Raw genomic sequence first — 14,942 nt, forward strand, 5'->3', positions numbered from 1 at the left:
GCAACCTAGCGCGAAAATTGCGTATGGGAAGAATCTAATTGCGCATGAAACCAAAGCGCCCGACGCGGCGGGGTTGCGCGGATGCGGGCGAGACGCCACATGGCGCGCGATGTTCAATGACACCTCTTCGCTGAAAAGCCACCTCGCCACGCGCCGCTCGGGCAAGGCGCGCGACATGGTCGCCCCTGGGCCCGACGCGGACGAATTGCGCGCGATCATCGAACTCGCGCTGCGCACGCCCGATCATGGCAAGCTCGCCCCCTGGCGCATCATCACGATCGCGCCCGAACAGCGCGATGCCTTTGCCGCGCTGCTCAAGCAGGCATGGGTTGCCGAAAATCCCGGCGCGGCCGGCATGGATCTCTCTGCGCTCGACCAGTTTGCGCATCAGGCGCCGACGCTGCTGCTCCTCGTCTCGGCGCCCGTCGCGGGCAGCAAGATCCCGCTGTGGGAACAGCAGATGTCGGCGGGAGCAGTCGGCATGAACCTGCTCCACGCCGCGCACGCCCACGGCTATGTCGGCAGCTGGCTCACCGGCTGGGCGGCGTTCAGCCCGAACGTCGGCGCCGCATTCGGGCTGCGCGAAGGCGACGCGATCGTCGGCTATTTCTTTATCGGCACCCCCTGCGCCGACCTGTCGGAACGCCCGCGTCCAGATTATGACGAAATCGTCAGCGCCTGGGACATTTAGTGTCGCTTAATATCAGCAGAAACTAATTTTCTTCAATTGACTGTGCTGCTGTCTTATGGCATTAAGGCGGCATGCTCGATCAGACCAAACCCGTTTATCAACGGCTTCGTGACGTGATCGCCAATGCGATTCTCGACGGCACCTTTCGCGACGGCGACATGCTCCCGTCGGTCCGGTCGCTCGCTGCCGAGGAAGGCGCCAACCCGCTGACCGTCGCCAAAGCCTATCAGACCTTTCAGGACGAAGGTCTGGTCACGGTAAAGCGCGGGGTCGGCATGTTCGTCGCCGAGGGTGCAACCGATCGCCTGCGCACGCTGATGCGCGAAGATTTCCTGACCAACGTCTGGCCGCCGGTCGCCGAGCAGATGCGCCGCATCGGCCTCGACGCGCGGACGCTGCTCGACCTCACCGACGCCTAATCGTCATTCCCGAACGCGACGAGCGGGGCCGCTGCGCCGCCGCTGCGGGAAGACACGATGCTGCGTCAGCCCTTTCCACTGACGCCGCCACCTGCTAGGCGCCCGGCGCCATGTCCCAGAACCACCCAGACCGCCGCACCTTCGCCATCATCTCGCACCCCGACGCGGGCAAGACGACGCTGACCGAAAAGCTGCTCGTTGCGGGCGGCGCCATCCATATGGCGGGCGAGGTCAAGGCACGCGGACAGGCGCGGCGCGCCCGCTCCGACTGGATGAAGATCGAACAGCAGCGCGGCATTTCGGTGACCTCGTCGGTGATGACCTTCGAACATCAGGGCCTTGTCTTCAACCTGCTCGACACGCCGGGGCACGAGGATTTCAGCGAGGACACCTATCGCACGCTCACCGCGGTCGATAGCGCGGTGATGGTGATCGACGCCGCCAAGGGGATCGAACCGCAGACGCTCAAGCTGTTCGAGGTGTGCCGCCTGCGCTCGGTGCCGATCATCACCTTCATCAACAAGGTCGACCGCGAAGGCCAGTCGCCCTTCGAACTGCTCGACGAGGTCGCCGACCGGCTGGCGCTCGACGTCTGTCCGATGAACTGGCCGGTCGGGATGGGCGGCACCTTCTCGGGCCTCTATGATCTGGTCGAACCGTCGCTCGCGGTCCCCGGCAAGGAAGCCTCGCGGGCGTTCGAGGGCGAATGGATCGCGCTCACCGGCCATGACGATCCGAAGCTGGCGGCGGCGGTCGATTCGCGTGCGCTCGATCAGTTCAACGAAGAAATCGAGCTCGCCTCCGCGGGCTATGCGTCCTTCGACGTTGACGCCTATCGGAACGGCGACCTCACCCCCGTCTATTTCGGCTCCGCGCTCAAGGAATTCGGCGTCGTCGATCTGCTCGCCGGGCTCGCGGCGCATGCGCCGGGACCGCAGCCGCAGCCTGCCGAACCCGCGCCGGTACGCCCCGACGACGATGCCGTCACCGGCTTCGTCTTCAAGGTACAGGCGAATATGAACCCCGCGCACCGCGACCGCATCGCCTTCATGCGCCTGTGTTCGGGCAAGTTCGAGCGCGGGATGCGACTGACGCAGGGCGGCACCGGCAAGGCGATCGCGATCAGCCGCCCGATGCTTTTCCTCGCGCAGGACCGCGAAATGGCCGAAGAAGCCTGGCCCGGCGACATCATCGGCATCCCCAACCACGGAACGCTGCGCGTCGGCGACACCCTCTCCGAACGCAGCGACGTGATGATCACCGGCCTGCCGAACTTCGCCCCCGAAATCCTACGCCGCGTCGCGCTCGTCGATCCGACCAAGACCAAACAGCTCCGCAAGGCGCTCGACGACATGGCCGAAGAAGGGATCATCCAGGTCTTCTATCCGGAGATCGGGGCCAACATGATCGTGGGCGTCGTCGGCCAGCTCCAGCTCGACGTGCTGATCAGTCGGCTCGAGGCCGAATATAAGGTCGAGGCAAAGCTCGAGGCCAGCCCGTGGGATACCGCGCGCTGGATCGCCAGCGATGACGCCGCCGCGCTCAAGCAGTTCCAGGCCGACAATCGCGGCGCCGCCGCCACCGACCGTGACGGCGCGCCGGTCTTCATGGCCAAGGATGCGTGGGAAGTCGGCTATGTGACGCAGCGCAACCCGTCAATCCGCTTCACCGCGACCAAGGAACGGGTGTTCGCACCGGCCCAATAATCTCGCCGCCCCCGCGAAGGCTGGGGCGACCTACATCAGAGCAGGCTCAGCAAATCTGCGGGCGCAGCGGCCGCGTCGCTCTCCTCTTCCTCGCCCTCGAACTTGCTCAGCGTCACGCCGAGCAGCCGGATCCCCTGCTCGACCGGCAGCAAGGGGGCAAGGATCGCCTCCCCCGCCGCGAGCAACGCCGCCCCGTCGGCGATCGGCGCTGCCACCGACTTTGCGCGCGTGATCGTGCGGAAGTCGGCATAGCGCAGCTTCAGCGTCACCGTCCGCCCGCGCGCGCGCTTCTTCGCCGCCCGGTCCCATACCACGGTGCAGACATGGGCGAGCGCCTCGCGAATTTCGGTGTCGCTGACCAGATCGTTGAAGAAGGTCCGCTCGCCGCCGAGGGACTTGAGCGGCCGGTTCGACCGGACGCGGCGATGGTCCACCCCGCGCGCCAGGTTATAGAGCCATTCGGCGCTATTGCCGAAATGCGCCGCCAGCCACGCGCGGTCCTGCGCCGCCAGATCGGCGCCCGAAAAGATGCCGAGCCCCTCCATCTTCGCGGCGGACACGGGGCCGATGCCATGAAACCGCCGGATCGACAGCGTCTGGACGAACGTCGCGCCTTTCCCCGGCGGAATCACCGTCATCCCGTCGGGCTTGTTCTGATCCGATGCCAGCTTGGCGATGAACTTGTTGTACGACACGCCGGCCGACGCGGTCAGGCCGGTTTCGGCGCGGATGCGTTCCCGGATCAGCCGCGCGGTCGCCGTCGCGCTGCCCAGTTCCGCCTTGTCGCGCGTCACGTCGAGATAGGCTTCGTCGAGCGACAACGGTTCGACATCGTCGGCGTAGTCGTGAAAGATTGCGCGGATCTGATGCGATATCGCGCGATAGGCGTCGAACCGCGGCGGCACGAAAATCAGCTCGGGACACTGGCGCTTCGCGGTGATGCTCGGCATCGCCGACCGGACGCCGAATTTGCGCGCTTCATAGGATGCGGCGGCGACCACCCCGCGCCGCGAAGATCCGCCGACCGCGACGGGCTTGCCGCGCAGCGCCGGATCATCGCGCTGCTCGACCGAGGCGTAAAAGGCGTCCATGTCGACATGGATGATTTTGCGAACCGGCGCCTCGCCGCCGTCCGCTTCACTGTCGCCGGTCTCGCTCACACGCCGATTCCTAGCATGTTGCCACGATGTTCTCAATCACCGCTGCGCGTTCCGCTTGACGACCCCGCCCCAAACTGGCAATCGCGCGCACCTTGGCGAAGCGGGTATAGCATAGTGGTAATGCTCTAGCCTTCCAAGCTAGCTAGGCGGGTTCGATTCCCGCTACCCGCTCCAACTTCCCCTGCATCACCGCCCGATCTGATCGGCCTTGTCGCGCAGGTCGGCTGCCGCCTGATCCTTCCCCCGCCGTTCGAGAAGATCGGCATAGAGCCGCATGATGTCGGCGTTCAGCGGCTGCAGGCGATAGGCGAGCGCGATCATCGGCAGTGCGCGGGCGTCGTCGCCCTTTGCGGCCCAGGCGCGCGCCAGTTCGCGCAGGATGACTACGTCGCGGTTGCCGATCCGTTGCCGCACCCGGTCAAAATGGGCGATCGCCTGATGCCAATGCCGCAAGTCCATCGCCAGATGCCCCGCCAGCCGTTCGGCGGCGAGGCTCGATGGCTGGCGATTGCGCAGCGCGAGGATCGCCGCGCCCGATCCCGCCGGATCGCCCGAGCGATAGAGCGCGTTGGCGAGCCGCAGCGTCGTGCGCTCCCCCGCGTCGAGGTCGCGCGCGGCACGATAGGCGGCGATGGCAAGATCATAGCGCTCGCCCGCCAGCGCCGCGTCGCCGAGCAGGATATGCGCGTCGGCGACGCCGCGATTGGCGTCGCGCAGCCGCGTCGCGCGCGCGATGGCCCGGGCATATTGGCCGCTTGCCATGTCGGCCGCGATCGCCGGGATCGCCTTTGCCGGATCGAGCGGGGCGGCATCGGCCGCCATCGCGACCAGGCCATAGTCGTTATCGACCGCAAAGGGTCCAGCCTCGCCGCGCGCCAGGCTGGCGGCGCGCGCCTGATAATCCGCAGATACGCCGCCTCGGCCTTCTTCGGCAGCGACGCGTGCAGCAAGCAGCAGCGACCAGCTATCGGCATCGCCGCGATCGACGATCGGTTGCAGCGCCGCCATCGCGCCGTCGTCGTCGCCATCGGCCCAGTTCGCCGCGGCCAGCACGCGCCGCGCGGTGAAATTGTCGGGCTGTTCGGCAAGCAGCCGCTCGGCCCAGCTCGCGCCGACTGCCTCGCCGCCCAGTTGCAGCTCAACGATGGCGCTTAGCAGCATGAAGCCCGGTTCGTCGTCCATCTGCCCGCGTGTGCGCTGGAGCAGGCTGCGCGCGAGCTGATAATCGTCGGCGCGCGCCGCGAGCACTGCCTGCAGATAATAGATCCGCGGATCGCCGGGGATCAGCGTCGCGGCGTGGCGCAACGCGACCAGCATGTCGCGATAGCGGCCGATATCGCCGAGCGTCGCGGCCTGATCGATCAGCGCCCCGGCATTGTCGGGATCGGCGGCGAGCGCCGCGTCGTACCAGCGCAGCGATGCGCGCAGCCCCTCCTCGGTGCGGACGAGATTGGCCTTGAGTGCCAGCGCTGCGCTGTTCGTTCCATCGAGTTCGATCGCATAGTCGGCCGCATCGCGGGCGCCCTTGATATCGGCATTGGCATTGCGGAAGCGCGCGACATCGACCCACAGCATTGAATCGCGGGGCAGTTCGCGCACCGCGCGGTCATAGGCGTCGCGCGCCGACGCAAGGTCGCCATTGTCCAGATGGACGTTGCCCGCGACCCACGCCGCCTCGCCCATCATTTCGGGTGCGATCGGACCGCCGTCGAGTTCCTCGAAGGCGCGGCGGCCGTCGCCCTGCATCGCATAGGCGCGCGCGAGCAGCGGGCGCAGCACGGCGCGATTGCCGCCCGCATCGATCGTCGCCTTGACCGCGGCCTCGGCCGCCACTCCGTCGCCGAGCCGGAACAATATGCGGATCAGCCGGATGCGCGGTTCGAACGATTGCGGATCGTCAGCGACCGCCCGTTGCAGTTCGGCGCGGCGCTCCTGCAGGTCGGCGCGCGAACCCGGCGGCTGCGGCGCGGCGCAGCCGGCGAGCGCCGACGCCGCGACCAGCACGGCCAGCCAAGGCCCGCGCCATGCCATTCAGGCCTGAATCCGATATTGCTTGAGCAGGTCGTAAAGCGTGGGGCGACTGATCCCGAGCAATTTGGAGGCAAGCGAGATATTCCCCTCGCTTTGCGTCATCGCGCGGCGGATCGCCACGCGGTCGGCGGCTTCGCGCGCGCTGCGCAGATTGAGGTGGCTTTCCCCGGGCTCGTCGCCGCGCCCCGCAATGTCGAGATCGTCCTTCGTCACCAGCTTGCCGTCGGCCATGATGACCGCGCGCTTGATCCGGTTTTCCAGCTCGCGCACATTGCCCGGCCAGCGGGCCGCATCGATCGCCTGCAACGCATCGGGTGCAAAGCCGCGCACCGCCGGGTTCATTTCGGGCGCATATTTATGCAGGAAATGCCGTGCGAGCAGCACCGCGTCGCCCGGCCGTTCGGCGAGCGCGGGGATCTTCACCACCATTTCGGCGAGCCGGTAATAAAGGTCATCGCGGAAGGCACCTTGGGCGATCATCGCGTCGAGGTCGCGGTGCGTTGCACAGACGATGCGCGTATCAACCGCGATCGGCTTGCGGCCGCCGATGCGCTCGATCGTGCGTTCCTGCAGGAAACGCAGCAGCTTCACCTGCAGCGGGAGCGGAATGTCGCCGACTTCGTCGAGGAACAGCGTGCCGCCGTGCGCCAGCTCGATCTTGCCCTCGGTGGTCTTGACCGCGCCGGTGAACGCGCCCTTTTCATGCCCGAACAATTCGCTTTCGAGCAGATTTTCGGGGATGGCGGCGCAGTTGATCGCGACGAAAGCGCCGTCCCGCCGCCCGCTCGCCTCGTGCAGCCCGCGCGCGAGCAATTCCTTGCCCGTGCCGCTGGCGCCGAGTAGCATCACCGACACGTCGAGGTTGGCGACGCGCTCGATCGTGCGCGCAACCTTCTGCATTTCGGGGGCGCCGGTAATCATGCCGCCGAGGACGCGGTTGTCGCCCGTCCCTGCCTCGGCAAGCCGCGCATTTTCGACCTCGAGCGCGCGGACGTGAAAGGCGCGGCGGACGATCAGGCCCAGTTCGTCGATGTCGATCGGTTTCTGATAAAAATCCCAAGCCCCGCTTGCGATAGCGGCAAGGGCGCTGGAGCGCTCGCCATGCCCCGAAACGACGATCACCTTGGTATCGGGCTTCAGCTCGAGGATCGCCTGCAGGATGCGGAAGCCCTCGCGCGTTCCGTCGGGATCGGGCGGAAGGCCGAGGTCGAGCGTGACCACCGAAGGTTCTTCCGCGCGCAGCAGGTCGATCGCGCTGTCGTGGTCGCCCGCGACCAGCACCTCATAATCTTCATAGGCCCATTTGAGCTGCGTCTGCAGCCCCGGATCGTCCTCGACGACCAGCAGTTTCGGGCGGGGCGCGCCGGTGTCGCTCATTGATTTACTGCTTTCCTGTCGTCCTGATCGTCATTCACCGCGTCGCGCCCGTCGGCGAGCGGCAGCCACAGCGAAAAATCGCTGCCCTTGCCCGGCTCGCTCGTCACCTCGATCCGCCCGCCCATCGCCTGCGCCAGCCCCATCGCCTCGAACGCCCCCAGCCCGAAGCCGCCATCCTTGGTCGACACAAAGGGTTTGAACAGTTCGTCGCGGATGAAGGCGCGCGTCATGCCGCTGCCCTGGTCGATGACATCGATCCGCACCCGGCCCTGTTCGGCGACTGCGATCAGTTGCACTGGCGTATCGGACGGCGAGGCGTCGATGGCATTGGTGACGAGATGCTGGACGATCTGCCGGATCGACGCCGCATCGCCCCACGCCGTCAGCCCCGCCTGACACCCGACGAACAGCGCGCGGCGCGCGCGCACTTCGGCTGCGACGTCGTTTAGCACCGGCTCGATCAGGACGCGTCCGCGCTCGCCCGCGGGTCCGCGGCCGCGCGGCGACAGTCGTTCGAGCAGATCGGACAGGCGCCCCGCCGAAATGCGCAGCGTCTCGATCATGTCGGCACGAAACTCCGGCTTGTCGGCATGGCGCTCGGCATTGCGCGCGAGCAGCGACAATTGGCTCGCCAGATTCTTGATGTCGTGCATGATGAAGGCGAAGCGGCGGTTGAATTCGTCGAAGCGCTTGGCTTCCGACAGCGCCTGCTGCCCCTGCGCTTCGGCCAGATAGCTCGCCGCCTGCTGGCCCGCGATGCGCAGCACGTCGAGATCCTCCCAGTCGAGCGCGCGCGACACCGGCGGGCGGTGGAGCACCACGACCGCAATCATTCGCTGGAAATGCAGCACGGGCACCACCACCCACGCCCGCGGGTCGGAGAGCAGCCAGTCGGGAAACGCCAGATCCTCAGCCCCCTGCCGCTTGCCCGCGCGTTCGGCGTCGAGATCGACGATGTGCCGCGTTTCCTGAAGCATATAGGCCGATCGCGGCGACAGCGACGCATCGCCCTGCCCCTCGCCCTCGCCCGCGTCGGTCCAGCGCCACCGGTCGGCGGCCCGAAAGCCGCCCTGCCCGTCGGGTACCAGCAGCAGCGCGCCAGGACTGCCGGTCAGTTCGGCGAGCGCCTTGGCGACACGGCGGTGGAGATCGCCCCCATCCTCGCCCCCCTCCACGCCATCGCCCGCGCGTTCACCGAACTGGCCCAGCGTCGCGGTGAAGCGCAGCCATTCGGCGCGGTAATCATAGCGGTGCTCGAAGAAGTGCTTGGAGATCATCACCGACAGCCAGGCACGCGTCGGCGCCGACAGCAGCAGCAGCCCGCCGATACCCAGCGCCGCGATCAGGAAGATCCCCTGCGCCGCCTCTCCATAATCGCCGCCGATCAGCCGCGTGACCGCCCCGACGACGCCGATCAGCACCAGATAGGCGGCCGCCGCAAGCAGCAGCATCCCCCGTGCCGCGACGCTGCGCGACAGGCGGATACGCTCGCGCCCGACGTCCATCGCGGCGAGCACGAACAGCGGCAGGATCAACAGCGCGACCGCGGGAAGCAGCGCGATCAGCGTCGTCGCGCGGGTGCCGGTCAGCGCCCCGATGAACTGGATATTGAGCTCATAGGTCCACAGCATCGCGAAGCCGCCGGCGATTGCCAGCACCGGGGTGCGGATCGCGGCGCTCGCGCGGCGCACGCCGCCATCGACGACGATCAACCCGCCCGTCGCGACGATCATCACCGAAATCGCAAGCGTCGGCGCCGCCCAGGATTCAGCCGCATCGCCGCCCTGCCAGATCGACAGCGCGCCGATACCGAACATCAGGAAACAGATGGTCAGCAGCAGTCGCTGAACCAGCCGCAACGGCCGCCCCATCGGCGCCGCCGCACTCCAGAAACTGGCGCCGAGCCATAGCAGGATCGCCGCATCGCGCAGCGGTTGCACGACGAGCGCGGCCGCACTGTCCGGCCCCGCGAGCCACAAGGCGCCGCACCACACGGCCATCGCCGCCGCCGCCGCAATCGTGGCGCGCGGTGCGGTGAGCAAGGCCGCCATGCGCGCGCGCGGCCGCACGAGCAGCCAGATCGCGGCGCCCGAAAAGCCCAAGGTTCCAAGCCCGGCGAACAAATGCGTAAGGCCGGCGAGAAGCGTCATCGTCAGCGCGCGCCCTCCGGCCACAGCACGACGCGCACCGTCTGGAGCAGGATCAGAAGATCGAGGAAGGGCGAATAATTCTTTGCATAATAAAGATCATATTCCAGCTTCACCCGCGCATCCTCGACCGACGCGCCATAGGGATAGTTGATCTGCGCCCAGCCGGTCAGGCCGGGCTTCACCATATGGCGTTCGGCATAATAGGGCAGCTGGCGTTCGAGTTCGTCGACGAAGCTCGGCCGTTCGGGGCGCGGGCCAACGAAGCTCATCTCGCCTTTCAGCACGCACCAGAGCTGCGGCAGTTCGTCGATGCGCAGCTTGCGGATGATGTGGCCGACGCGCGTGATGCGGGGGTCGTTTTCCGCCGCCCACACCGCCTTGCCCGCCGCTTCGGCATCGGTGCGCATCGAACGGATCTTCAAGATATTATAAGGTTCGCCGAACAAACCGACGCGCGGCTGGCGATAGAGGACCGGCCCCTTGCTATCGAGTTTCACGGCAAGCGCCGCGATCAGCGCGAGCGGCAGGCCGATCACCAGCACGATCAGGCTGGCAACGATATCGAACAGCCGTTTGCCGACCTTGGAGATGCGTTGCCCCGCCGAAAAACCGTCGGAAAAGATCAGAACGCTGGGGTTTGTCGTCGCCAGATCGACGCGGCCCGTTTCGCGTTCGATGAAGCTGGCGATGTCGTTGACATGCACGCCGGTGGTCTTGACGCGCAGCAGATCGGCGAGCGGCAGCGCATTGCGCCGCTCCTCCATCGCGAGCACGACCTCGCCCGCGCGCAGCGCAACGACATGGTCGGACAGGTTGGCGATCGCTTCGCGTGGGACCGCCTCGGCAATCGTGCGCTCGTTCCCGGTCATCGCAACGAAGCCGACGACGTCGATGCCGCTTCCCGGCGCCTCGGCCAGCGCGCGCAGCCGCGCCGCGCGCGCGCCGGCGCCCAGCACGAGGATGCGCCGCTTGAACGCATCGGCGCCCGCACTTTGCGTCAGTGCCAGCCGGATGAGAAACAGCGCCGCGATCGCCAATCCCATCGCGTAAAAGCTGTTGACGCGCCACAGCGTCGCGGTCGGCAGAAGAAAGCCGACCACCGAAAGGAAAATGACGCCCAGCGACACCGCGGCGAGCAGGCGCGCCGTCGCGAATTTCATCGATCGCAGCGCTTCGGCGCCATACATGCCGGTCGCCATCATCGCGAGCGAATTGGCGACGGCAAAGGTGGTGAGCGGCAACCAGCGATCGCTGAAGTCACCGGCATCGAAGCCGGCGATATGCGCATAAAGCGCCCACGCCGCATTGGCAGACGCAAACAGCGCCGCAAATTCCAGCAGCGCGAGCCAGACGACCGCGTGCGGGACATAATGTTTGAACAAACGGAACATGTTGCGCCTGGCCCTTTCGGGCTGACATCCTAAGGTCGAGGCGTGAAGTGTCGGTTAATTTTACACTCGCGCCGGACCCTATTCGGGGATGACCGCGCGACCGACAGAGGATAGAGCCAGGGGATGAGTACCGAAATTCAACCGATCATCCTGTGCGGCGGCGCGGGTACCCGTCTCTGGCCCGAATCGCGCGGTGATCGCGCCAAGCAATTCCTGCCGCTGACCGGCTCCGAAAGCCTGCTCCGGCAGACCGTCGCCCGCACCCCAGCCGGGGCGCATTTCACGCCGCCCGTGATCCTGTGCGGGACAGGCCATGTCGCGACCGTGCGCGACCAGATGGGCGATCATGAGGCCGCGCTGCTCGTCGAACCGATGCCGCGCAACACCGCCGCCGCCATCGCGCTTGCGGTGGCGCGCGCCGACGCCGACAGCTTGCTGCTCGTCATGCCCAGCGACCATATCATCGCCGACGTTTCCGCCTTCCACGCCGCCATCGCCAAGGGCGCGCATCTGGCGCAGCAGGACTGGCTCGTCACCTTCGGCATCGCCCCCGACCGCCCCGAAACCGGCTTCGGCTATATCGCCAGCGGCGCCGCGCTCGGCGACGATGGTTTCGCGGTCGCCCGCTTCGTGGAAAAGCCGCCCCTGGCCGAGGCCGAACATATGCTGGCTGCAGGCGGTTATAGCTGGAACGCGGGCATTTTCCTGTTTCGCGCTGGCCGCATGCGCGATGCGATGCTCACCCATTGCCGCGCGATCTTCGAAGCCGCCGACCGCGCCGTCGCCGCGGGCCGATATGACGGCGACGCGCTCTATGCCGACGCCGACGCCTTTGCCGCCGCGCCCTCCGATTCGATCGACTATGCGGTGATGGAAAAGGACGACCTCGTCGCCGTCGTTCCCGTGGCGATGGGCTGGTCGGATCTCGGAAGTTGGCAGGCCGTCCACGCTCTGGCTGGCGGCAAGGATGCCGACGGCAATGCGGTCAGCGGCGACGCGTTCCTGCACGACAGTCACGGCAATCTTGTCCGTGCCGGCGGCAAGCGCGTGTCGCTCGTCGGGATGGAAGGCGTCGCGGTCATCGTCGACGGCGACGACATTCTCGTCATGCCGCTCGACCGCTCGCAGGACGTCCGTGCCGCGGCCAAGGCACGCGGTTAGGGCGCGAGGCGCGCGCCATTCTCCTCCGCGGGCAGGATATCGACCTGCGCTGCCAATATCCGCTGGCGCATCGCGTCCCAGTCGGCGAAGCGCCAGAAGGTCGGGCTGTCGCGTCCGACAATACGCGGATTATCTGCCGATGGCCCGATGGCGCGGTCGTGGAACGCGATCTCGGTCAGCGTCTCGCAGTCGAAGAAGATGCGCACCATGACATCCTCAGCATAGTCGCCCGCGCTGCCCGTCACGACGCCCAGTTCGCCGCACGACAGCCGCACCAGCGTCCCGACCGGATAAATGCCCAGGCTGTCGGCGAATTGTTCGAGCAGACGGCTATCGAAATGCCCGTGCCATTGCTGCATTTCGGTCAGCGCCTCGCACGGCGTCCACGGATCCTTGTAGGGACGCTCCGACGTCACCGCGTCATAGACGTCGCAGATGGCACCCATCCGCGCGAACAGCGACAATGCCTCGCCCGACAGGCCATCGGGATAGCCGGCGCCATCGACCTTCTCATGGTGCCGCAGGCAGACTTCGAGCGCCGCCTCGGGAACATCCTTCGAATTGGCGAGCAATTGGTGGCCAGCCGCCGGATGCCCGCGCACCGAATCGCGCTCAAGATCCGACAGCGCCCCCGACTTGGTCAAAATGTCGTCCGAAATCGCAATCTTGCCGACATCGTGAAGCAGTCCGGCGACGCCCAGATCCTGCACGACGCGCTCATCGAGTTCCAGATGCCGCGCGAAATTCATCATCAGCGCGCACACCGCCACCGAATGGAGATAGGTATATTGGTCCTTTTCCTTCAGGCGGACGAGATTGATCAGCGCCTTGGGATCGCGTTCGATCGACGCGCCGATCGATTTGGCGAGCGGCACCATCCGCCGGGCCTCGACCGCGCGGCCCAGCCGAGCCGTCTCGAACATTTCGCTGACCGCTTCGCGCGACCGTTCGATGGCGCGGCGCGCGCGGCGACATTCGGCGGCATAGCCCTTGCGCTGGCGCGGTTCGTCGCGCGGCGGCGGAGGCGGGGGCACCATGGGCTCGGGCCAGGCGATCGGCCGTGCCGCGGCGCGCGATGGCTGGGGACGCGCAGGAAGTTTCGCCGCGACCGACTCGGGCCACGGCGCGTCTGTCGCTTCATCGATGTCGCTGCGGCTCTTGTCGATGATCAGCGCGTCGATTGCGGAGGCGCGGATACGCAGCAATTGTTCCATCGTTTCGACGCGAAAATGCCGACGCCAAAATGGGTGATCGAACCACGAGCCTTCAAAGCCGTGGACGAACATCCCGATCTGAGCCTCTTCGGGCTTTATCCGAACCAACATAACGCGCGGTCCCAACAGGTCCTTGGCATCCCCCCGATGCCAACCTCCGGCGCTACATAGACTTTCTTAAAAGCGGGTATATGCGCTGCCCCGTTTTGGGACGGAAACTCAATCGCCCGCAAAATCGAAGGCGCTCACGCCGCGTTCGCCATCGCGAAAGCGCAGCGGGCGACCGATCGGCGGCGCCGATCGCTGGACGCAGCCGGTCCGCGTGCAGCGACGACAACCAAGGCCGATCGGCGTCGCGGCGCTGCGCATCAGGTCCAGACCGCGCGCGGCGATCAGCGGCGCCGCAACCTTGGCATCGACGCCGACGCACACCGCGAACCGCGCCGGCGTCCCGCCCCCCGTCGCGCCGGGCGCCGCCACGTTGCGGCTCTGCGTGAACCAGCGCGATCCGTCTTCCAGTTCGACGAGATCGGCGACCACTTCGCCGGGGCGCGCGAACGCTTCGTGGACGCCCCACAAGGGACAGCGCGCATCGCCGTCGACGAGCGGCGACTGGCTCGCGCCGGCATAGCGCTTGCTCCCCTGCCCCGCGCGGTCGATGCGCAGCATGAAGAAGGGCAGCCCGCGCGCACCCACGCGCTGCAGCGTCGTCAACCGATGCGCCACCTGCTCGAAGCTCGCCCCGAAGCGGCGCTGCAGCAACAGCAGATCGTAACCCGTCGCATCACAGGCGCGCAGGAAGCGGCCATAGGGCATCATCAGCGCGCTCGCGAAATATTGGATCAGGTGCCGCTCGAACAGCCGCGCCGCTGCCGCTTCGGCAAATTCCGCGCCGGCAATCAGCGCATCGATCTCGTCCTTCGCCTCGATCTGCGCCAGCGTCGCCGCCGCCTGAAAGGTCCGGCTTGCCGGGCGCAGCAGTTCGTTCAGCATCAATTGCCGCGCATGCCAGTCGAGCCAGCGGAGCCGGTCGGGCATGACATCGGCGGGCAGGATGCGGATGCCGAGCTGGTGGCGCGTACGCAGCCGCTCCGAAATCGTGCCGTAAAGGTCACCGCCCGCAAGGCGCAATTCATCGGCCAGTTCCTCGGCGCGGGCGTCGAGGTCGGGGAAATGGTTGCGCCATTTCTCGATGGCGCGGCGCACCGCGGCCACTTCGGGGGCATCGCCCTCCACGTCCGCGCGCCCCTCTGGCGCCGCGTCGAACAGCCGTGCAAAGGCCGCGGCGGTCGTGGGCGCAGTCTGCAGCCATTCATCGACCTCCTGCGCGCCGATGCCGAGATCGGCGAAACGCGGATCGGCAAGCCGCCGCCGCAGGCCTGCAAGCCCGCCGAGCACGTCCTCGGCGCCCAATTTTGCGGCATCGAAGCCGAAACGCTCGGCCAGGCGCACGATCACCGTCGCCGACAACGGCCGCTGACCATGCTCGATCAGGTTGAGATAGCTCGGCGAAATATCGAGCGCCTCGGCCATCGCCGCCTGCGTCATCGCCGCTTCGCGCCGGACCTTGCGCACCGCCGGCCCCGCAAACACCCGCCGCTCCGCCATAATTGTAACTTTCTTTACTGATTTACATGCTGAT

At 66.9% G+C, this 14,942-nt stretch carries 11 protein-coding genes and 1 tRNA gene; 5 read left to right on the plus strand and 7 right to left on the minus strand.

Annotation, left to right across the window (positions count from 1 at the left end):
* The first annotated feature begins 109 nt into the window (after nt 1-109).
* From ACT17R_RS11465 to ACT17R_RS11475, 3 genes are all read left to right on the plus strand, one after another.
* Complete coding sequence (locus tag ACT17R_RS11465; RefSeq protein ID WP_062902314.1) at nt 110-691, plus strand: nitroreductase family protein; 582 nt, start codon at nt 110-112, stop codon at nt 689-691.
* Nucleotides 692-762: 71 nt separating this feature from the next.
* Entirely contained in the window at nt 763-1,110 is a 348-nt protein-coding gene (locus tag ACT17R_RS11470) for a GntR family transcriptional regulator (protein WP_003043532.1), read from the plus strand.
* Nucleotides 1,111-1,220: 110 nt separating this feature from the next.
* On the plus strand, nt 1,221-2,816 hold the full coding sequence (locus tag ACT17R_RS11475; protein ID WP_444809477.1) for a peptide chain release factor 3: 1,596 nt from the start codon (nt 1,221-1,223) through the stop codon (nt 2,814-2,816).
* A 35-nt stretch (nt 2,817-2,851) separates the two neighbouring features.
* Here the strand turns inward: ACT17R_RS11475 and dinB are convergent, their stop codons facing one another.
* The gene (gene dinB / locus ACT17R_RS11480; RefSeq protein WP_444809478.1) at nt 2,852-3,976 is read right to left on the minus strand and encodes a DNA polymerase IV; all 1,125 of its coding nucleotides are present in this window, start codon (nt 3,974-3,976) and stop codon (nt 2,852-2,854) included.
* Between the two features lie 100 nt (nt 3,977-4,076).
* Between dinB and ACT17R_RS11485 the strand changes: the two genes are divergently transcribed.
* Nucleotides 4,077-4,150, plus strand: a tRNA-Gly gene (locus tag ACT17R_RS11485).
* Between the two features lie 12 nt (nt 4,151-4,162).
* Here the strand turns inward: ACT17R_RS11485 and ACT17R_RS11490 are convergent.
* The 4 genes from ACT17R_RS11490 to ACT17R_RS11505 are packed head-to-tail and all read right to left on the minus strand — an operon-like array spanning nt 4,163 to nt 10,925.
* On the minus strand, nt 4,163-6,007 hold the full coding sequence (locus ACT17R_RS11490) for a tetratricopeptide repeat protein (protein ID WP_062902312.1): 1,845 nt from the start codon (nt 6,005-6,007) through the stop codon (nt 4,163-4,165).
* Entirely contained in the window at nt 6,008-7,384 is a 1,377-nt protein-coding gene (prsR, locus tag ACT17R_RS11495; RefSeq protein WP_217373355.1) for a PEP-CTERM-box response regulator transcription factor, read from the minus strand. It abuts the gene before it with no gap.
* Nucleotides 7,381-9,534 (minus strand): XrtA/PEP-CTERM system histidine kinase PrsK, encoded by a 2,154-nt coding sequence (gene prsK / locus ACT17R_RS11500; RefSeq protein WP_444809479.1) that lies wholly within the window; start codon nt 9,532-9,534, stop codon nt 7,381-7,383. Before prsK ends, prsR begins: the two co-directional genes overlap by 4 nt.
* Before the next feature lie 2 nt (nt 9,535-9,536).
* Nucleotides 9,537-10,925 (minus strand): TIGR03013 family XrtA/PEP-CTERM system glycosyltransferase, encoded by a 1,389-nt coding sequence (locus ACT17R_RS11505; RefSeq protein ID WP_062902310.1) that lies wholly within the window; start codon nt 10,923-10,925, stop codon nt 9,537-9,539.
* A gap of 123 nt (nt 10,926-11,048) precedes the next feature.
* Here ACT17R_RS11505 and ACT17R_RS11510 point away from each other — a divergent pair, with 123 nt between their 5' ends.
* Nucleotides 11,049-12,086 carry a mannose-1-phosphate guanylyltransferase gene (locus tag ACT17R_RS11510; RefSeq protein WP_444809480.1) on the plus strand — a complete coding sequence of 346 codons (1,038 nt, stop codon included), beginning with the start codon at nt 11,049-11,051 and terminating at the stop codon, nt 12,084-12,086.
* On the opposite strand, the gene ACT17R_RS11515 is transcribed toward ACT17R_RS11510, so the two are convergent.
* Nucleotides 12,083-13,411, minus strand: a complete 1,329-nt coding sequence (locus ACT17R_RS11515) for an HD-GYP domain-containing protein (protein WP_082819944.1) — start codon at nt 13,409-13,411, stop codon at nt 12,083-12,085. The genes ACT17R_RS11510 and ACT17R_RS11515 overlap by 4 nt on opposite strands.
* 108 nt (nt 13,412-13,519) lie before the next feature.
* The gene (locus ACT17R_RS11520; protein WP_062902307.1) at nt 13,520-14,908 is read right to left on the minus strand and encodes a helix-turn-helix domain-containing protein; all 1,389 of its coding nucleotides are present in this window, start codon (nt 14,906-14,908) and stop codon (nt 13,520-13,522) included.
* Between the last annotated feature and the right edge of the window lie 34 nt (nt 14,909-14,942).

The sequence above is a fragment of the Sphingopyxis sp. Q841 genome (assembly GCF_052384365.1).
Lineage (GTDB): Bacteria > Pseudomonadota > Alphaproteobacteria > Sphingomonadales > Sphingomonadaceae > Sphingopyxis > Sphingopyxis terrae_A.